The following is an 18,565-nucleotide window of genomic DNA, read 5'->3' on the forward strand; positions in this document are numbered from 1 at the left end:
CTTCGCGCACTAGAGTGATCAACGTGTCAGAGCAGCACGCCCCCCGGTCCCTCATCGTCACGTTCTACGGCGCGTACGGCCGATTCATGCCCGGCCCCGTGCCGGTGGCCGAGTTGATCCGGCTCCTCGCCGCGGTGGGCGTCGACGCGCCCTCCGTGCGGTCGTCGGTGTCACGGCTCAAGCGCCGTGGCCTTCTCGAACCGGTCCGCACGGCGGCGGGCGCGGCCGGGTACGCGCTCTCCCCGGACGCGCGGCAGCTGCTCGACGACGGCGACCGCCGGGTGTACGCGACGACGCCTCCCGAGGACGAGGGCTGGGTGCTCGCCGTGTTCTCGGTACCGGAGTCGGAGCGGCAGAAGCGGCACGTACTGCGCTCCCGGCTCGCCGGTCTCGGCTTCGGGACGGCGGCCCCCGGGGTCTGGATCGCTCCGGCGCGGCTCCACGAGGAGACGCGGCACACCCTGGAGCGCCTGCGGCTCGGCCCGTACGTGGAACTGTTCCGCGGGGAGCACCTGGGGTTCGCTGCGACGGCCGACGCGGTCGCCCGCTGGTGGGACCTGGCGGCGATCGCCAAGCAGCACGAGGCGTTCCTCGACCAGCACGCGCCCGTCCTGCACGACTGGGAGCGGCGCGCGGACACCCCGCCCGAAGAGGCCTACCGCGACTACCTGCTGGCCCTGGATTCCTGGCGGCACCTCCCGTACACCGATCCGGGGCTGCCCGCCGCGCTGCTCCCCCGGGGCTGGCCCGGCGCCCGCTCGGCCGCGGTGTTCAGGGCGCTGCACGCACGACTGCGGGACGCCGGGGCGCAGTTCGCGCAGGTGCCCGGGGGATCCGGGGACTCCGAGGGGGTGTGAGCAGCGGGTCCGGCGGCGCGTGGATCCGGCACGGCGAAGTCCGCCATCACACCCCGGCCCACCCTCAAATACCCAGCGTGAGGCGGGGCTTGGGGGCGTCGGTGCGTCCGGTCCGCGGAGGCCTGCTACCCGCCCGGTAGGGCGTCGGCCAGGCGATCCCCGGGCCGTCGTAGCCCTGCTCGGCCGCCGCGTGCAGGGTCCAGTGCGGGTCGTAGAGGTGCGGTCGGGCGAGCGCGCACAGGTCCGTGCGTCCGGCCAGGACGAGGGAGTTGACGTCGTCCCAGGAGGAGATCGCGCCGACGGCGATCACCGGGACGCCGGTCTCGTGGCGGATCCGGTCGGCGTACGGCGTCTGGTAGGACCGGCCGTAGTCGGGCCGCTCGTCCGGCACCACCTGCCCCGTCGACACGTCGACCGCGTCGGCGCCGTGCGCGGCGAAGGCCCGCGCGATCTCCACGGCGTCGTCGCCGGTGGTGCCGCCGTCCGCCCAGTCGGTGGCGGAGATGCGGACGGTCATGGGCCGCTCCTCGGGCCACACGGCACGTACGGCGTCGAAGACCTCGAGCGGGAAGCGCAGCCGCCGGGCGAGGTCGCCGCCGTATCCGTCGGTGCGCCTGTTGGTCAGCGGCGACAGGAAGCCGGAGAGCAGATAGCCATGGGCGCAGTGCAGTTCGAGCAGGTCGAAGCCGCAGCGTGCGGCCCGCCAGGCGGCCGACACGAACTGCTCGCGCAGATCGGTGAGCTGGGCGCGGGACAGCTCGCGGGGCGTCTGGCTCCCCGGCTTGTAGGGGATCGGGGAGGCCGCCACGAGGGGCCAGTTGCCGTCGTCCAGGGGCTCGTCGATGCCCTCCCACATCAGCTTCGTCGACCCCTTGCGCCCGGCGTGGCCGAGCTGCACGCCGATGGCGGTGCCGGGGGCCTGTCGGTGCACGAATTCGATGATCCGCCGCCAGGAGTCGGCCTGTCGGTGGGTGTACATGCCCGCACAGCCGGGGGTGATGCGGCCCTCGGCGCTCACGCACACCATCTCGGTCATCACCAGGCCGGCGCCGCCCAGCGCCCGCGCACCCAGGTGGACGAGGTGGAAGTCGCCGGGGACGCCGTCGACGGCCGAGTACATGTCCATGGGTGAGACGACGACGCGGTTGCGCAGGGTCAGGCCACGCATCCGGAACGGCGTGAACATCGGGGGTGTCCCCGGCGGGCAGCCGAACTCGCGCTCCACCGACTCCGTGAAGCGCGCGTCGCGCAGCCGCAGGTTGTCGTGCGTGACGCGGCGGCTGCGGGTGAGCAGGTTGAAGGCGAACTGCCGTGCGGGCTGGCCGAGATGGAAGCGGATGTCCTCGAACCACTCCAGGCTGGCGCGGGCGGCCCGCTGGGTGGAGGCGACGACCGGCCGCCGCTCCTCCTCGTAGGCGGCGAGAGCCTGGGAGAGGCCGGGCTGTTCCTCCAGGCAGGCGGCGAGCGCGAGCGCGTCCTCGACGGCGAGCTTGGTGCCGGAGCCGATGGAGAAGTGCGCGGTGTGCGCGGCGTCGCCGAGCAGGACCAGGTTCTCGTGCGACCAGTGGTCGTTGACGACGGTGCGGAAGGTCGTCCAGGCGGACTTGTTCGACCGCAGCGGCCGGCCGCCGAGGGTGTCCGCGAAGATCTTCCCGCACTGTTCGACGGACTGTTCCTCGTCGAGGTCCGCGAAGCCGGCCGCTCGCCACACCTCCTCGCGCATCTCCACGATGACGGTGGAGGCGTCGGGGGCGTACGGGTAGCCGTGCAGCTGCATCACGCCGTGCTCGGTCTCGGCGATCTCGAAGCGGAAGGCGTCGAAGGCGAAGTCGGCGGCGAGCCAGATGTAACGGCAGCGGTGCTCCTCGACGGACGGCCCGAACACGTCGGCGTGGGCGGTCCGGGTGGCGCTGTGCACGCCGTCCGCGGCGATCACGAGGTCGTGGGCCGCCATGAGCTCGGCCACGGGTGGGGCCGGTGCCCGGAAGCGGAGGTCGACGCCGAGCGAGCGGCAGCGGTCGTGCAGGATCTCCAGGAGCCTGCGCCGCCCGAGGGCGGCGAAGCCGTGGCCGCCGGAGGTGTGACGGACCGAGCGGTGCACGATGTCGATGTCGTCCCAGCGCACGAACTCGTCCTGGAGCGCCGCGTACACGACCGGGTCGGCGTGCTCGATGCCGCCGAGCGTCTCGTCGGAGAGCACGACGCCGAAGCCGAAGGTGTCGTCGGGGGCGTTGCGTTCCCAGACGGTGATCTCGCGGCGCGGGTCGAGGCGCTTGAGCAGCGCGGCGGCGTACAGTCCGCCGGGCCCGCCTCCGATCACGGCGACCCGCAGGGGGTGGCCCGGCCGTCCAGGGGTGCCGTCGTGCGCCGCCGTCGCCGTGTCGCGCGGTGTCGTCATGGTTATCGCCCCCGCCACTTCGGCGGCCGCTTCTCCGTGAAGGCGGCGTGGAACTCGGCGTAGTCCTCCCCGTTCATCAGGAGGGCCTGGGTCGAGGCGTCCAGTTCGACGGAGGCGGCGAGCGGCATGTCCAGTTCTGCGGTGAGCAGGGCCTTCGTCTGGGCGTACGCGAGGGCCGGGCCCTCGGCGAGGCGGTGGGCGAGCCGCTGGGCCCTCTCGTCGGCGGCGCCCTCGTCGGCCATCTCGCTGATCAGTCCGATGCGCTCGGCCTCGGGGGCGCGCACGGGTTCGCCGAGCATGAGCAGCCGGGTCGCGTGGCCGAGTCCGACGACCCGGGGCAGCAGGTAGGCCGCGCCCATGTCGCCGCCGGACAGTCCGACACGGGTGAAGAGGAAGGCGAAGCGGGCGCTCGGGTCGGCGATCCTGAAGTCGGCGGCGAGCGCGAGGACGGCTCCCGCTCCGGCGGCCACTCCGTGCACCGCCGCGATCACCGGGAAGGGGCACTCGCGTACGGCGCGGACGACCTGGCCGGTCATCCGGTTGAAGTCGAGGAGCTGGGCGGTGTCCATGGCGAGGGTGGCGCCGATGATCTCGTCGACGTCACCGCCGGAACAGAAGCCGCGGCCCTCGCCCGCCAGCACCAGGGCGCGGACCGACCTCTCACGGGACAGCTCGGCGAGCAGGTCGCGCAGGTCGGCGTAGGCGCCGAAGGTGAGCGCGTTGAGTTTCTCGGGGCGGGCCAGCGTGACCGTGGCGACCCCGTCGGCGATCTCGCACCTGAGGTGCTGCCAGTCGGAGGTGCGGGCGGCGGATCCGGTGAAGGGACTCATGACGTGCGGCCTCCTCGGGCGGGGGCGGCGGTCTGCGGCCTGGGGGGAACCGGGCGGCGGGTACCAAAGGGCTCCTCTCACGAAGTTATCATCGATCCGTGACCGTCGTCACGACCGCGCGATAGCCCGGACGGTGTGTCGGGCGCCTCGCGCCTCGTCGTCACGACGCGACAGCGCACCGTCACCGAGTCACCGTTCCTCGATAGCCGCGTAACGGCTGGAGCACCTCGGGGAGACGGGACGTCCACCTGGGTACGCACCCTGATGCCGGGGCGAACGTACCGGCGGATCCTCGACCGACGTCCCGCAGCACCACCGGAAGGTCCCCGAACGGCCCGCCGACCGCCTCGGCCCGGCGGCGCCGTACCATTCCTGAGGTTGAAAGCAGGACAGGCTGCTCCATGAACGGACTCGCCTTGCACGACACCCCGGCCCCCGCCTCCTGGCGCATCGCGCTGCCGCACACCGTCGCGGCCGTGCCCGTCGCGCGCGCTCTGGTGCGGACGGCGCTGGCCGAGTTGGAGCACGCGGCCGACAGTGACACGGCGGAGCTGCTCACCGCGGAGCTGGTCGCGAACGCGGTGGAGCACACCGCGGGCACCGGCCCCATAGAGCTGGTCGTGGAGTTGCTGCCGACCGGCTGCCGGGTCGAGGTGCACGACCCGGACCCGTCGCCGCCGGGGCATCTCACGGTCCCGCACCCGGTCGGGGAGCCGGACCCCTGGCAGGAGCACGGGCGCGGCCTGCTGCTGATCCGCACCCTGAGCTCGTCCTGCGGCCACCGCCCCACCGGCACGGGCAAGGCGGTCTGGTTCAGACTGCCTGTGGTACCTCGTCAGCGACGGCCTGCGTAGCCGTCGCCGCGGCCCGGGCCGCCAGCCGTGAGTTGCGGCGCCCGTAGAGCACGTAGACCAGGAGTCCGGCCGCGAGGAAGCAGGCGAACTGGATCCAGGTCGTCCAGCCCGTCTCGTACATCAGGTAGAGGCAGAAGCCCACGCCGAGCAGGGGCACGACGGGGTAGAGCGGCACCCGGAACGAGCGCGCCAGGCCCGGCTCCGAGCGGCGGAGCGCGATCACGGCGATGTTCACGGCGGCCATCACGGCGAGGGTCCCGATGGTGCACAGGTTGACCACGGAGTCCAGGGACGCGAAGGCCGCGGGGATCGCGAACACGATCGCGACGATCAGCGTGCCGGCGACGGGCGTCGAGGTCCTCGGGGAGACCCGCTCGAAGACCCGCGGGATGAGGCCGTCGCGGGACATCGACATGAGGATGCGGGTCTGGCCGTACATCACCGCGAGGACCACCGACGCGATGGCGACCACGGCCCCGAAGGCGATGACCCCGCCACCGGACGTGGAACCGGTGACCTCGTTCACGACGTACGACAGCGCGGCGGGACGGCCGCCGACCTCGTCCCCGCCGATGGCGCCGATCGCCGCGAGGGCGACCGCGCAGTAGAGCAGCGTGACCAGGCCGATGCAGACGAGGATGGCGATGGGGATGTTGCGGCGCGGGTTCTTGGCCTCCTCGCCTGCGGTGGTGATCGCGTCGAAGCCGATGTAGGAGAAGAAGGCGGCGGTGGTGCCCGCACCGATGCCGCCGAGTCCCGCCGGGGAGAACGGGGTGAGGTTGCCGTCCTTGAAGGCGCTGAAGCCGACGGCGCAGAACAGGACGAGGACGACGAGCTTGAGCACGGCCATCGCGGCCGTCGCCCGCGCGCTCTCGCGCACGCCGCGCACCAGCAGGACGGACGCCAGCGCGATCACGATGACCGCGGGGAGGTTGACGATCCCGCCGTCCGACGGGCCCGCGGAGAGCGCGGCGGGAAGCTGGGCGCCGGTGAGGCTGCCGAGCAGTTCGTTCACGTACTGGCTCCAGCCGACCGCCACGGCCGAGACGGAGACGCCGTACTCCAGGAGCAGGCACCAGCCGACCAGGAAGGCGGTGCCCTCGCCGAGTCCGGCGTAGGCGAAGGAGTAGGACGAGCCCGAGACCGGGATCGCGCCGCCGAGCTCCGCGAACGAGAACGCGGTGAAGACGCAGGTGATGGCCGCGAGGATGAAGGACACGACCACGGCGGGTCCGGCCTGGGCGACAGAGTCGGACAGGCCGACGAAGATGCCGGTGCCGACGATCGCGCCGACGCCGAAGCAGATGAGCTGGAAGAGACCCATGGTGCGCTGGAGTCCGTGCCCGTCGAGGTCCGCGCCGGATTCGGCGATCAGCAGCTCGGGGGACTTGACGCGGCGGGTGGGCCTGAGGGTGGGAGCGGGCATGCGGGTGGTGCTCATTTCGGTGGTGCGGGTGCGGCTGGGTTGGCCGCGCGACGGGCTGCGGAAGGGGTGGTTCCGGGGCCGTCGAGGATGGTACGGGCAGGCCGGGCCGATGTGCGAGACGCCTCGGCATTCCCGACCGCCGTACGACACGTGTCGCGGGCTCCGCCGGGCGGAGGCGCCGCACGCGCTACGCGTACCGCCGGGACCGGGGCGCCACGCACGGGGGCGCGCGACACCGGGCCTGCGGCACACACGACACGGACCGTGCCGGGACCGGGGCGCCGCCGCGCGACCGGCCGCGGTGCTCAGGCGAGCGTGGCGACGAGGATCGCCTTGATGGTGTGCAACCGGTTCTCCGCCTCGTCGAAGACGACCGAGTGCGCCGACTCGAAGACCTCGTCGGTGACCTCCAGGGAGTCCAGGCCGTGGGTCTCGTACAGCTCGCGGCCGACCTTGGTGCCGAGGTCGTGGAAGGCGGGCAGGCAGTGCAGGAACTTGACGTCGGGGTTGCCGGTGAGCCGCAGGACGTCCATCGTCACGGCGTACGGGGACAGCGCGCCGATGCGCTCGTCCCACACTTCCTTGGGCTCGCCCATGGAGACCCAGACGTCGGTGGCGACGAAGTCGACGCCGGCGACCCCCTCGGAGGGGATCTCGGTCAGCGTCACGCGTCCGCCGCTGCGCTCGGCGAGCTTGCGGGCGCGTGCGACGATCTCGTCGGCGGGCCAGTAGGCCTGCGGGGCGACGATGCGGACGTCCATGCCCAGCAGCGCGCCGGTGATCAGGTACGAGTTGCCCATGTTGAAGCGGGCGTCGCCGAGGTAGGCGAAGGCGATCTCGCCCAGCGGCTTGTCGCAGTGCTCGGTCATCGTGAGCACATCGGCGAGCATCTGGGTGGGGTGCCAGTCGTCCGTCAGGCCGTTGTAGACCGGCACGCCCGCGTAGGCGGCGAGCTCTTCGACGGACGCCTGGCTGTCCCCCCGGTACTGGATCGCGTCGAACATCCGGCCGAGTACGCGGGCGGTGTCCTTCACGGACTCCTTGTGCCCCATCTGCGAGCCGGAGGGGTCGAGGCAGGTCGTCGAGGCGCCCTGGTCCGCGGCGGCCACCTCGAACGCGCAGCGCGTGCGCGTGGAGGTCTTCTCGAAGATCAGCGCGATGTTCCTGCCCCGCAGGTACTGGGTCTCGGTCCCCGCCTTCTTGGCCGCCTTGAGCTCGGCGGCCAGCTCGATCAGGCTACGGAACTCCTCCTCGGTGAAGTCCAGCTCCTTGAGGAAGTGGCGGCCGGCGAGGGCGGTCGGGACTGTCGCCATGGGGGCGCTCCAGGGTTACGAAGACGAGGACCTTGGAATTCTATACGATACTCAGCATTTCTATACGGCGCCTGCCTCCTCGTTCGCGGCGGCCGCACGCCTCCACGATGCCCCACCGCCTGTACGCGGCGTCCCGACCCGCCCTACCGCACGCGCCGCGTGCACCGGCTCCTACACGGCGTCCCGCTGGATCGGGCAGCTCATGCAGCGCGGCCCGCCCCGGCCGCGGCCCAGCTCGCTGCCCGGGATCTCGACGACCTCGATGCCCTGCTTGCGCAGGTGCGTGTTGGTGGTGGAGTTCCGCTCGTAGGCGATGACGACGCCCGGCTCGACGGCCAGCACGTTGCAGCCGTCGTCCCACTGCTCGCGCTCGGCCGCGTGGACGTCCTGAGTGGCGGTCAGCACACGGATCTCATTGAGTCCGAGCGCGGCGGCGATCGCGCGGTGCATGTGCTCCGGGGGGTGGTCGGTGACCTTGAGCTCCTTGTCCTCCACGCCCGGCTCGATGGTGTACGAGCGGAGCATGCCGAGGCCCGCGTACTGCGTGAAGATGTCGCCGTCGACCATGGTCATCACGGTGTCGAGGTGCATCAGGGCCCGCCGCTTGGGCATGTCGAGGGCGACGATGGTGCGCGCCGAGCCGGCGGCGAAGAGTTTGTGCGCGAGCATCTCGACGGCCTGCGGCGTGGTCCGCTCGCTCATGCCGATGAGCACGGCGCCGTTGCCGATGACGAGCACGTCGCCGCCCTCGATGGTGGACGGGTAGTCGGCCTGACCCTCCGACCAGATGTGGAAGCCCTCGTCACGGAAGAGCGGGTGGTGCCGGTAGATCGCCTCGAAGTGCACGGTCTCGCGCTGGCGCGCCGGCCAGCGCATGGCGTTGATGGAGACCCCGTCGTAGATCCAGGCCGAGGTGTCCCTGGTGAAGAGGTGGTTGGGCAGCGGCCCGAGCAGGAAGTCGTCGAGGTCCATGACATGGAAGCGCACGGAGGTCGGCTCCGGGTGGACGTCCAGGAACTCCCGCTTGGTCATCCCCCCGACGAGGACGGACGCCAGCTCGGCGGCGGGCAGAGTCTCGAACGAGGCCCTCAAGTGGTCGGTGGCCAGCGGCCCGTACTCCTTCTCGTCGAAGACCCGGTCCAGGACGAGTGCTCTGGCCGCCGGGATCTCCAGCGTCTCGGCGAGCAGGTCACCGAAGAGATGGACGGTGACCCCGCGGTCGCGCAGGACGTCCGCGAATCCGTCGTGCTCGGCGCGCGCCCGGCGCACCCAGAGCACGTCGTCGAAGAGCAGGGCGTCCTTGTTGCTGGGGGTGAGCCTTTTGAGCTCAAGATCCGGCCGGTGAAGGATGACGCGGCGCAGCCGCCCGGCCTCGGAGTCGACTTGGAATCCCATGCCTCCATCCTGACCATCCGGACGCGCGTTCACCCGCCGATCGCACGAGCCCGAACGCATTCATTTCGTCCTCTTGACGATAAGCTCGCCTCGCCATTATCGTCTTACTGACGACAATGCGGAGTGGACGACGGGCGCGCGGCGGCGGGAGATCATCCCCGCCCGGCGGACGCCCGACGACGAGGGGGTTTCCCATGGCCGACATCACGCGCCGGTTCGGCTGGCGCCATCTGCGCGGAGCACCGACCGCCCACGTCCGGCACCACCGGTCGGGCCGGCTGGTCCACGACGGCCCCGGGCTCAGCTTCTGGTACCGCTCCCTGACCGCCGCGCTCTCCGAGGTCCCGGTCGACGACCGCGAACTGGCGATGACGTTCCACGCCCGCACCTCCGACTTCCAGGACGTCGCCGTCCAGGCGACCGTCACCTACCGCGTCGTCGACCCCGCCGTCGCCGCCGCCCGCCTGGACTTCTCCATCGACCCCGACACCGGCGCCTGGCGCGGCACCCCCCTGGAACAGCTGGGATCGCTGCTGACCGAGACGGCCCAGCAGCACGCGCTGGACGTCCTGGCCCGTACCTCGCTGGCGTCCGCCCTGGTCGACGGTGTCGCCGCGGTGCGGGAGCGGATCGCCGGAGGGCTCGCGGCCGAGCCCCGGCTGCCCGCGACGGGCATCGAGGTGGTGGCCGTCCGCGTCGTCGCCCTGCGCCCGGAGCCCGAGGTGGAGCGGGCCCTGCGCACCCCGGCCCGCGAGCAGATCCAGCAGGACGCCGACAAGGCGACGTACGAGCGCCGCGCCGTCGCCGTCGAGCGCGAACGCGCCATCGCCGAGAACGAACTCGCCAGCCAGATCGAACTCGCCCGGCGCGAGGAGCAGCTGGTCGACCAGCGCGGCACGAACGCGCGGCGCGAGGCGGAGGAGCACGCGGCCGCCGACGCGGTGCGGGCGGGCGCGGAGGCGGCGCGGACGGTGCGTCTCGCGGAGGCGGAGGCCACCCGCGCACTGCGCCTCGCCGAAGCGGAGGCCACCCGCAAGGTGCGGCTCGCCGGGGCCGAGGCGCAGGCCGAACGCGAGGTCGGCGCGGCCCGTGCCGAGGCACAGGCCGCCTGGCTGCGGGTCCACGCGGACGTGGACGTCAGCACGCTGCACGCCCTCACGGGCACCCGGCTCGCGGAGAACCTGCCGCGGATCGACAGCGTCACGGTGTCGCCCGACGTCCTCACGGGGCTGCTCGCCAAGCTGGGCAACCCGGACGCCGGGGACGAACGGTGAGCCTCGCGCCCCGGGTGGTCCTCGTCCATCGCACCACGGAGTACGAGGAGCTCGTCGCCCGGCACGGGACGCACGGGCAGGCGGCGTTCTTCCTCTCCTCCCGGGGACGCGACATCGCGGAGGTGGCCGAGCGGCACCGGCGGGACCGCGAGGCGCTGGCCGGTGCGGTGGCGGCGATCCCGCTGACCTGGCGTCAGGCCCGGGTCGAACGCGGCGACCTGGACCGGTTCCTGTTCGCCCCGGAGGACGTGGTCGTCGTGGTCGGCCAGGACGGGCTCGTCGCCAACGTCGCCAAGTACCTCGCGGGACAACCCGTCATCGGGATCGACTCGGACCCGGGACGCAACCCGGGGGTACTGGTGCGGCACCGCCCCGAAGACGCGGCGGCGCTGCTCGCGTCGGCGCACCGGAGCCGGGCCGACGAGCTGACCATGGTCGAGGCCGTAGCGGACGACACGCAGCGCCTGGTGGCGCTGAACGAGATCTATCTGGGAGCCGCGGGCCATCAGACGGCCCGCTACCGGCTGGGGCTCGACGAGTACGGGGGTGCCGTCGAGCCCCAGGCCTCCTCCGGGGTCCTGGTGGGCACCGGGACGGGGGCCGGCGGCTGGCTCCGCTCCGTATGGCAGGAGCGGGGCGGGAAGCTGACACTGCCCGGCCCCACGGACGAACGCCTGCTGTGGTTCGTCCGCGAGGCCTGGCCGTCGCCGGCCACCGGCACCTCACTCGTGGCCGGCCACCTCACGGCGTCCGACCGCCTGTCCCTGACCGTGGAGTCCGACCGACTCATCGCGTTCGGGGACGGGATGGAGGGCGACGCGCTGGAGCTGGTGTGGGGTCAGACGGTGCGGGTGGGGGTGGCGGGGGTACGGCTGCGGCTGGTGGGATGACGCCCAGGCGGGGCGGGCCGCGGCGGACGGCGCCCAGGCTGTCCGCGACGTCGGTCAGCAGTACGGCGGCTGGTTCGTCAGGGACGCCGCCACCCGCATCCACACGCCGAACAGCCGGTACAGGGAGGGCAGTTGGCCCTCCGCCCGGACGGTCCGGCTGTCCGTGGCCGTGACGCCGGGAATGCCCTGGAGCGTGGCGGCGACGGAGGCCGACTGCCAGCGCACGGTGAGCTCACGGGGAGCCCGCGGTCCCTGTGGGGGCGTCGGCTCGGCCCGTACGGCGTGGGCCGACAGAGCAGTGGTGACGGCCTTCTCGATGGCCTCGCGCGCCTCGTCGGCCGGGCGCAGCCGGGCCGCGAAGCGGTCCCGCGCGTACTTCACAGCGACGGTGGTGACGGAGTCGTCCCACGCGGTCGCCTCGTCGCAGGCGGTGTCGTCGCCGGTGAGTGCCACCAGGGGCACGCCGATCGCCGCTGCGGTGGCGTGGGCCAGCCCGATCTCGCCGACCGGGCGTCCGTCCAGCCACATGTCCTCGATCTCGTGCCCCATGAAGCTGTGGCTGAGCACACCGAGCACTCCGGCCCGGGAGTGGTACCCGACACCGATCATGGCGTGGTGCCTGGGGGTGAGGCCTTCGAGCATGCCCATCTGCTTGGGCTTGCCGCGGACGAGGCGGACCGCCGGGTGCAGGGCCTCGGGCAGCAGGTTGCGCATCGGGCCGTGCGCGTCGTTGACGACGACGTCGGTGGCACCGGCGGCGAGGGCGCCGCGGACGGCGGCGTTGACGTCCTCCGCCATCATCAGCCGTCCCCGCTCGTAGTCCCGGCCGGCCGGCTGGACGTCGTCGGCGTCGACGAGTCCGGTGATGCCCTCCATGTCGGCGCTGATGTAGATCCGCACTGTGCCTACTCCTCCAGTTGATCACCTGGGAGACGCCGGGCCGGCACGACATGGTTCCGCCGCCCGGGGCCGCCCCGGGGGCACGGAGCGCGGCCGAGCGGCCGGCCCGTCCGGTCTGCGAGGACGGGGGTGTGCGCCGGGGGCCGGAGCCGGGGCCCCGGCCCCCGGAGCCGGGCCCCCGGCCCCCGGAGCCGGGCCCCCGGCCCCCGGAGTCGGGTGCGTACCCGTCACAGACGGGGGTCCACCGGTTCGGACTCCAGGGCCAGGACGCCGAACACCGCCTCGTGGACCCGCCACAGCGGTTCGCCGTCCGCGAGCCGGTCCAGGGCCTCCAGCCCCAGCGCGTACTCGCGGATCGCCAGCGACCGCTTGTGGTTGAGGAAGCGGCCGCGCAGCCGTGCGAGGTTCTCGGGACGGGTGTACTCCGGGCCGTAGATGATCCGGAGGTACTCGCGCCCACGGCACTTGATGCCCGGCTGCACGAGCCGACCCTGCTCGCTGCGCACCACCGCGCCGACCGGCTTGACGACCATGCCCTCGCCGCCGCGGCCCGTCATCTCCAGCCACCAGTCGACGCCCGCCTGCACCGACTCGGGGTCACCGGTGTCGACGAAGAGCCGCCGGGTGGTCTGCAGCAGCCCGCTCCCGTCGTTCTCCACGAGACGGTCGATGAGCGCGAGCTGCTCGTCGTGCGGCAGCCCGGCGAGACTGCGGCCCTGCGCCGCGAGGATCTGGAACGGCGCCAGCCTGACGCCCTCCAGTCCCTCCGTCGTCCAGCAGTACCGCCGGTAGGCCTCCGTGAACGCCTCGGCGTCCGCGGCACGTTCGCGCTGGCGGCCCAGCAGGTCCGCCACGTCGACACCACGCTCCGCCGCTCCTTCGAGCGCGGCCAGCGCCCCCGGGAACGCGGCGCCGGACGCGGCGCCGACCGCGGCGTACTGGCTGCGCAGCAGCCCGGACGCCTTCAGCGACCATGGCATCAGCTCGGCGTCGAGCAGCAGCCAGTCGGTGTCCAGCTCCTCCCACAGCCCCGCCTCCGTCGCTGCGGCCCGCATCCGTCCGAGGATCTCCTCGGTGACGGCGTCGTCGGCGAAGAAGGGACGGCCGGTACGGGTGTACAGCGACCCCGTGGGACCGGTCGTGCCCGCACCGGACGGACCCGGGGCACCGAACCGCTCGCGGGCCGCCGACGCGTCCCGGCAGACCAGTGCCACCGCGCGCGAGCCCATGTGCTTCTCCTCGCACACGACCCGGGGGACCCCGTCCTCCCGGTACTGCGCGAAGGCCTCGGCGGGGTGTTCCAGGTAGCCCTCGACGTGGGAGGCAGCGGTCGGCGCCATCGTCGGCGGCAGGTACGGCAGCAGCCGCGGGTCCACCGCGAAGCGGCTCATGACCTCCAGGGCCGCCGCCGCGTTCTCCTCGCGGACCGACACGCGTCCGCCGTGCCGGGTCTCGACGACCCGGCGGCCGTGCACGTCCGCCAGGTCCAGCGGGCGTCCCTCGTGCCCGCCGGGCGCCTCGGTGGCGAGCGGCTTGGCCGGCTCGTACCAGACCCGCTCGGCCGGTACGTCGACGAGCTCGCGCTCAGGCCAGCGCAGCGCGGTGAGCTTGCCGCCGAAGACGGCTCCCGTGTCCAGGCAGATGGTGTTGTTCAGCCAGGTGGCCGTGGGCACCGGGGTGTGGCCGTACACGACGGCCGCGCGGCCCCGGTAGTCCTCCGCCCACGGGTAGCGCACCGGCAGCCCGAACTCGTCGGTCTCGCCGGTCGTGTCGCCGTACAGCGCGTGCGAGCGCACCCGGCCGGAGGTACGGCCGTGGTACTTCTCGGGCAGGCCCGCGTGGCAGACGACGAGCCGCCCGCCGTCGAGGACGTAGTGGCTGACCAGCCCGTCGAGGAACGCGCGTACGCCCACGACGAATTCGTCGCTCTCCCCCGCCAGCTGCTCGATGGTCTCGGCGAGCCCGTGGGTGTGCTGGACCTTGCGGCCCCTGAGGTGGCGGCCGAGCTTGTTCTCGTGGTTGCCGGGCACGCACAGGGCGTTGCCCGAGCCCACCATGGACATCACGCGGCGCAGCACGCCCGGGGTGTCGGGTCCCCGGTCGACGAGGTCGCCGACGAAGACGGCCGTGCGGCCCGCCGGGTGGACGCCGTCGACGTATCCCAGCTTGCCGAGCAGGCTCTCCAGTTCCGAGGCGCATCCGTGGATGTCGCCGATGATGTCGAAGGGGCCGGTGAGGTGGGTCAGGTCGTTGAACCGCTTCTCGGTGCGGACCTCGGCGCCCTCGGCCTCCTCCACGCCGCGCAGGACGTGGACCTTCCGGAAGCCCTCCCGCTCCAGGTGGCGCAGCGAGCGGCGGAGTTCGCGGATGTGGCGCTGGATGACGCGGCGCGGCATGTCGGCGCGGTCGGTGCGAGCCGCGTTGCGCGCGGCGCAGACGTCCTCGGGCACGTCGAGCACGATCGCGATGGGCAGCACGTCGTGCTTCCTGGCGAGCTCGACGAGCTGGCGGCGGCTCTCCTGCTGGACGCTGGTGGCGTCGACGACGGTCCGGCGGCCCGCCGCGAGGCGCTTGCCCGCGATGTAGTGCAGCACGTCGAAGGCGTCGCCGCTCGCGCTCTGGTCGTTCTCGTCGTCGGCGACGAGCCCGCGGCAGAAGTCGCTGGAGATGACCTCGGTGGGCTTGAAGTGCTTGCGGGCGAAGGTCGACTTGCCCGATCCCGAAGCGCCGATCAGCACGACGAGGGAGAGGTCGGTGACGGGCAGGACCCGCCCGGGGGTGGTGGTGTCGTCGTGCTTCATGCGGCCTTCTCCTCCTTCGGGGACGGGGTGGCTGTGGTCAGTTCGAAGACGGCCATCTGGGTCGGCGGCCCCACCTCGGGGTCCTCCGGTCCGACGGGGGTGAACTCCACGTCGTAGCCGTGCCGTTCGGCGACCGCGCGGGCCCAGGTGCGGAACTCCTCGCGCGTCCACTCGAAGCGGTGGTCGCCGTGCCGGGAGTGTCCGGCGGGGAGCGTCTCCCAGCGGACGTTGTACTCGACGTTCGGTGTCGTCACGAGGACGGTCCTCGGGCGCGCGGATCCGAACACCGCGTACTCCAGGGCGGGCAGCCGCGGCAGGTCGACGTGCTCGACGACCTCGCTGAGCACGGCTGCGTCGTACCCCTTGAGGCGGCGGTCGGTGTAGGCGAGCGAGCCCTGAAGGAGCTTGACGCGCGAGGACTGCCGCTCGCCCATGCGGTCCAGCTTGAGTCGCCGCGACGCGATGGTGAGGGCGCGCATCGACACGTCGACGCCGACGATCTCGGTGTACCGCACGTCCTTGAGCAGCGCCTGCACCAACTGTCCCTGCCCGCAGCCGAGGTCGAGGACCCGCGCGGCGCCGCCGGCGGCGAGGGCGGCGAGGATCGCGTCCCGTCGCTGCACGGCGAGAGGCACCGGCTTCTCCTCCGTGTCGCTCTCCTCGTCGACGGCGTTGTCGATCTCCGCGACGTCGGTGTCGTCGGCCTCGGCGAGGCGGACGAGTTCGAGACGCTCGTTGGCCTGCCGGGTCAGCGACCAGCGGCGCGAGAGGTAACGGCTGGTGATCAGCTTCTGCTCGGGGTGGTCGGGCAGCCAACCCTCGCCAGCCCGCAGGAGCTTGTCGACCTCGTCCGACGCCACCCAGTAGTGCTTCGCGTCGTCGAGCACGGGGAGCAGGACGTAGAGGTGGCGCAGAGCCTCTGCGAGCGTGAGGTCCGCCGCCGCCAGCACCAGGCGCACATAGCGCGAGTCGCCCCATTCGGGGAAGCGGTCGTCGAGTGCGACGGCTTCGGCCGTCACCGTCCATCCCAGCGGCTCGAAGAGCTTGCGTACGAGTTCGGCACCGCCGCGGGCGGGCAGCGCGGGCACCTCGATGCGCAGGGGCAGCGGTCGTGCGGGCAGCTCCGGCCTGGCGGCGCACTGGCCCTTCATCGCGCTGGAGAACACGCTGCTCAGTGCCACGGCGAGCAGGGAAGACGCAGCGTACGGACGGTCGTTGACGTACTGCGCGAGTGCGGCGTCGGGCGCGCCGCCGCGTCCCTTGCCCTTGCCCCGCCGGACCAGCGCCACCGCGTCGACCTCCAGCAGCAGCGCGGCGGTGCACTGCTCGCCGGACGCCTGTGGGTACAGGACGTGCGCTGTGCCGTAGGACGTCGAGAACGCCTGCGCCTTGTCGGGATGCTTGTGCAGCAGGAAGCCGAGGTCGGTGGCGGGACGTTCTGGGGTACCGGTGGTACTGATCGTCAGGAACACGGGGCTCTGCCTTAAAGCAGCTTCTGAGCTGCGGAAACGTGGTCGGATGCGACGCATTTCGGCGCGCCCTGACAACGTACAGTGAACATCCTGGGCAGACTCGGGATTTTCCCCGGACCCCTGCTTCCGCCCGCGCGCGGACTCCTTCACGACTGTGAACCAGGTGCCAGCGGTTCGCGGCGGGGCGGTTGTTGCGACCGGTGCATGATGGGTGTATGGATCTTCGAGTCTTCACAGAACCGCAGCAAGGCGCGACCTACGAGACGCTGCTCCGTGTCGCCAAGGCCGCCGAGGACCTGCGTTACGACGCTTTCTTCCGTTCCGATCACTATTTGCACATGGGTTCCGTCGACGGGCTTCCCGGCCCCACCGACGCCTGGATCACCCTGGCCGGTATCGCCCGTGAGACGAGCCGGATCCGGCTCGGCACGCTGATGACCGCGGGCACCTTCCGCCTCCCGGGCGTCCTGGCCATCCAGGTCGCCCAGGTCGACCAGATGTCGGGCGGGCGTGTGGAGCTCGGTCTCGGGGCCGGCTGGTACGAGGCCGAGCACGAGGCGTACGGCATTCCTTTCCCCAAGGAGAAGTTCGCCCGGCTGGAGGAGCAGCTCGCGATCGTCACCGGGCTGTGGACCACGCCCGTCGGTGAGCGTTTCTCCTTCGACGGCAGGTACTACCAGCTCAAGGACTCGCCCGCGCTGCCGAAGCCCGCGCAGTCGAAGGTGCCCGTCCTCGTCGGCGGTCACGGGGCGAGGCGCACTCCGGCCCTCGCGGCGCGCTACGCCGACGAGTTCAACATCCCCTTCGCTTCCGTCGCGGACACGGAGCAGCAGTTCGCCCGGGTGCGCACGGCGGCCGTGCGAGCCGGGCGCAAGGGCGACGATCTGGTGTATTCCAACGCGCTGGTGGCGTGTGTCGGGCGGACGGACGCGGAGGTGAAGCGCCGCGCGGACGCCATCGGCCGCGATGTCGACGAGTTGAAGGCGAACGGGCTCGCGGGCTCTCCCGCCGAGGTGGTCGAGAAGATCGCCCGGTACCAGGCCGTGGGTTCGCAGCGCATGTACCTCCAGATGCTGGATCTCGACGACCTGGACCACCTGGAGCTGATCGCCTCCGAGGTGATGCCCCGGCTGGTGTAGCCCGCGGCGCCGAGGGCCGTGGTCGACTCGGCTGCGCCGGCCGGTGTGGGCGGCTCCGGCCGTGCCGGCCGGGTGGGCATCCTCTGCGGGGGCGGGTGTCCGTCAACTCCGCGCGCGGTGGCGGATCGTGCCGGTGACCCAGGGGCGGCGGTGATCGTCGGCTCGGGCGGGGCCGGACCGCCGCCCCCCGCCTCCGGCCGCAGCCGGGGCGTCACGTTCGTCGCAGGCCCTCCCGCTCGGGGGCCGAGGAGGCCGCCGTGTCCCAGCAAGCCGTGCCGCGGCAGGGCGCGCCCGCCCAGCCGAAGGGGGCTGCTCCATCAGTTGGAGAGCTGATGGCCGCGCTGAACGCGGACCTGTCCCGGCTGGGCGCGGACCTCTCGGGAGCGCAGCCCATGCCGGTGGGCGGGCCGGATCGCGCCTGACACCCCCGCGGGGGCGCCCGCCCGCCGCCGCACCGCGGGGGGCGTGAGCAGCCCCTACCCGGCGGCCCGGTCCCGCTCCACCACCGCCTTCTGGTCCCTGACCGCCAGCCGTCGCAGCATCTCCAGGACGCGGTCCCGCGACTCGTCGGCCGCGTCGATGGCCTCCATGCACTGCCAGTACGTACCCTCGTCGTCCGCCGCGCAGGCGACGGTGACGAGGGCGATGCCGACCTCGCCGAGGAGGGCCCCCAGGCACAGCAGCGACTCACGGGCGTCCCCCAGCTCGGAGAGCTGGGCGGCGCGCAGTGCCCCGAGGTCGAGGGCGGGCGCGCCGAGGACCCCGCAGCCCCGGCCCGCCAGTTCGGTCAACCCCAGGGCCTCGCCCCGTAGTTCCGGAGGCCCCGACACGGCGAAGCGGCTGCCTATCGCCTGAGCCAGGGCGTGTGCCTGCCACGCCTCCGTCATCACCTCCGGGGTGTCGCCGCTCTCCGCCAGGGCACGCCTGCTCGTCACGATGAGCCGCACCGCGTCCATGCGCTGCCCCCGTCTGTTCCGACGTGCTTTTCGCACGTCCGCCCGAACTCCGTTGTTCAC

At 72.5% G+C, this 18,565-nt stretch carries 15 protein-coding genes; 6 read left to right on the forward strand and 9 right to left on the reverse strand.

The window, feature by feature from the left end:
- The first annotated feature begins 14 nt into the window (after nucleotides 1-14).
- Complete coding sequence (locus H305_RS0121615; RefSeq protein WP_028802218.1) at nucleotides 15-857, forward strand: PaaX family transcriptional regulator C-terminal domain-containing protein; 843 nt, start codon at nucleotides 15-17, stop codon at nucleotides 855-857.
- A gap of 64 nt (nucleotides 858-921) precedes the next feature.
- On the opposite strand, the gene H305_RS0121620 is transcribed toward H305_RS0121615, so the two are convergent.
- Entirely contained in the window at nucleotides 922-3,255 is a 2,334-nt protein-coding gene (locus H305_RS0121620) for a bifunctional salicylyl-CoA 5-hydroxylase/oxidoreductase (RefSeq protein WP_078629171.1), read from the reverse strand.
- 2 nt (nucleotides 3,256-3,257) lie between these two features.
- A complete protein-coding gene (locus H305_RS0121625; protein WP_028802220.1) occupies nucleotides 3,258-4,085 on the reverse strand; it encodes an enoyl-CoA hydratase family protein in 828 nt (275 codons plus the stop codon).
- Nucleotides 4,086-4,486: 401 nt separating this feature from the next.
- On the opposite strand from H305_RS0121625, the gene H305_RS0121630 reads away from it, so the two are divergent.
- Nucleotides 4,487-4,939: an ATP-binding protein gene (locus tag H305_RS0121630; RefSeq protein ID WP_028802221.1), complete on the forward strand. Its 453-nt coding sequence runs from the start codon at nucleotides 4,487-4,489 to the stop codon at nucleotides 4,937-4,939.
- Here the strand turns inward: H305_RS0121630 and H305_RS0121635 are convergent.
- The 3 genes from H305_RS0121635 to H305_RS0121645 form a co-directional block, all read right to left on the reverse strand.
- Nucleotides 4,899-6,365 (reverse strand): amino acid permease, encoded by a 1,467-nt coding sequence (locus H305_RS0121635; RefSeq protein ID WP_028802222.1) that lies wholly within the window; start codon nucleotides 6,363-6,365, stop codon nucleotides 4,899-4,901. The genes H305_RS0121630 and H305_RS0121635 overlap by 41 nt on opposite strands.
- A gap of 305 nt (nucleotides 6,366-6,670) precedes the next feature.
- The gene (argF, locus tag H305_RS0121640) at nucleotides 6,671-7,678 is read right to left on the reverse strand and encodes an ornithine carbamoyltransferase (RefSeq protein ID WP_028802223.1); all 1,008 of its coding nucleotides are present in this window, start codon (nucleotides 7,676-7,678) and stop codon (nucleotides 6,671-6,673) included.
- Nucleotides 7,679-7,849: 171 nt separating this feature from the next.
- Nucleotides 7,850-9,073 carry an arginine deiminase gene (locus tag H305_RS0121645; protein WP_028802224.1) on the reverse strand — a complete coding sequence of 408 codons (1,224 nt, stop codon included), beginning with the start codon at nucleotides 9,071-9,073 and terminating at the stop codon, nucleotides 7,850-7,852.
- Nucleotides 9,074-9,267: 194 nt separating this feature from the next.
- Between H305_RS0121645 and H305_RS0121650 the strand changes: the two genes are divergently transcribed.
- Both H305_RS0121650 and H305_RS0121655 read left to right on the forward strand, forming a co-directional pair.
- Nucleotides 9,268-10,347: an SPFH domain-containing protein gene (locus tag H305_RS0121650; RefSeq protein ID WP_028802225.1), complete on the forward strand. Its 1,080-nt coding sequence runs from the start codon at nucleotides 9,268-9,270 to the stop codon at nucleotides 10,345-10,347.
- Nucleotides 10,344-11,237, forward strand: coding sequence for a hypothetical protein (locus tag H305_RS0121655; protein WP_028802226.1), 894 nt, complete (start codon nucleotides 10,344-10,346; stop codon nucleotides 11,235-11,237). The genes H305_RS0121650 and H305_RS0121655 overlap by 4 nt, the downstream gene beginning before the upstream one ends.
- A 54-nt stretch (nucleotides 11,238-11,291) precedes the next feature.
- Here H305_RS0121655 and H305_RS0121660 read toward each other — a convergent pair whose 3' ends face one another.
- From H305_RS0121660 to H305_RS0121670, 3 genes are all read right to left on the reverse strand, one after another.
- Nucleotides 11,292-12,137, reverse strand: coding sequence for a M55 family metallopeptidase (locus tag H305_RS0121660; protein ID WP_028802227.1), 846 nt, complete (start codon nucleotides 12,135-12,137; stop codon nucleotides 11,292-11,294).
- A 227-nt stretch (nucleotides 12,138-12,364) separates the two neighbouring features.
- Nucleotides 12,365-14,938: a polynucleotide kinase-phosphatase gene (locus H305_RS0121665; protein WP_028802228.1), complete on the reverse strand. Its 2,574-nt coding sequence runs from the start codon at nucleotides 14,936-14,938 to the stop codon at nucleotides 12,365-12,367.
- Nucleotides 14,935-16,410 (reverse strand): 3' terminal RNA ribose 2'-O-methyltransferase Hen1, encoded by a 1,476-nt coding sequence (locus H305_RS0121670; protein ID WP_028802229.1) that lies wholly within the window; start codon nucleotides 16,408-16,410, stop codon nucleotides 14,935-14,937. The genes H305_RS0121665 and H305_RS0121670 overlap by 4 nt, the downstream gene beginning before the upstream one ends.
- A 215-nt stretch (nucleotides 16,411-16,625) precedes the next feature.
- On the opposite strand from H305_RS0121670, the gene H305_RS0121675 reads away from it, so the two are divergent.
- Both H305_RS0121675 and H305_RS54060 read left to right on the forward strand, forming a co-directional pair.
- A complete protein-coding gene (locus H305_RS0121675; protein WP_028802230.1) occupies nucleotides 16,626-17,549 on the forward strand; it encodes an LLM class F420-dependent oxidoreductase in 924 nt (307 codons plus the stop codon).
- Between the two features lie 257 nt (nucleotides 17,550-17,806).
- Nucleotides 17,807-17,971 (forward strand): hypothetical protein, encoded by a 165-nt coding sequence (locus tag H305_RS54060; protein WP_199791436.1) that lies wholly within the window; start codon nucleotides 17,807-17,809, stop codon nucleotides 17,969-17,971.
- Nucleotides 17,972-18,025: 54 nt separating this feature from the next.
- Here the strand turns inward: H305_RS54060 and H305_RS0121685 are convergent, their stop codons facing one another.
- Entirely contained in the window at nucleotides 18,026-18,505 is a 480-nt protein-coding gene (locus tag H305_RS0121685) for a DUF6099 family protein (protein ID WP_028802231.1), read from the reverse strand.
- Between the last annotated feature and the right edge of the window lie 60 nt (nucleotides 18,506-18,565).

It is taken from the genome of Streptomyces sp. 142MFCol3.1 (assembly GCF_000424945.1).
GTDB classification, from domain to species: domain Bacteria; phylum Actinomycetota; class Actinomycetes; order Streptomycetales; family Streptomycetaceae; genus Streptomyces; species Streptomyces siamensis.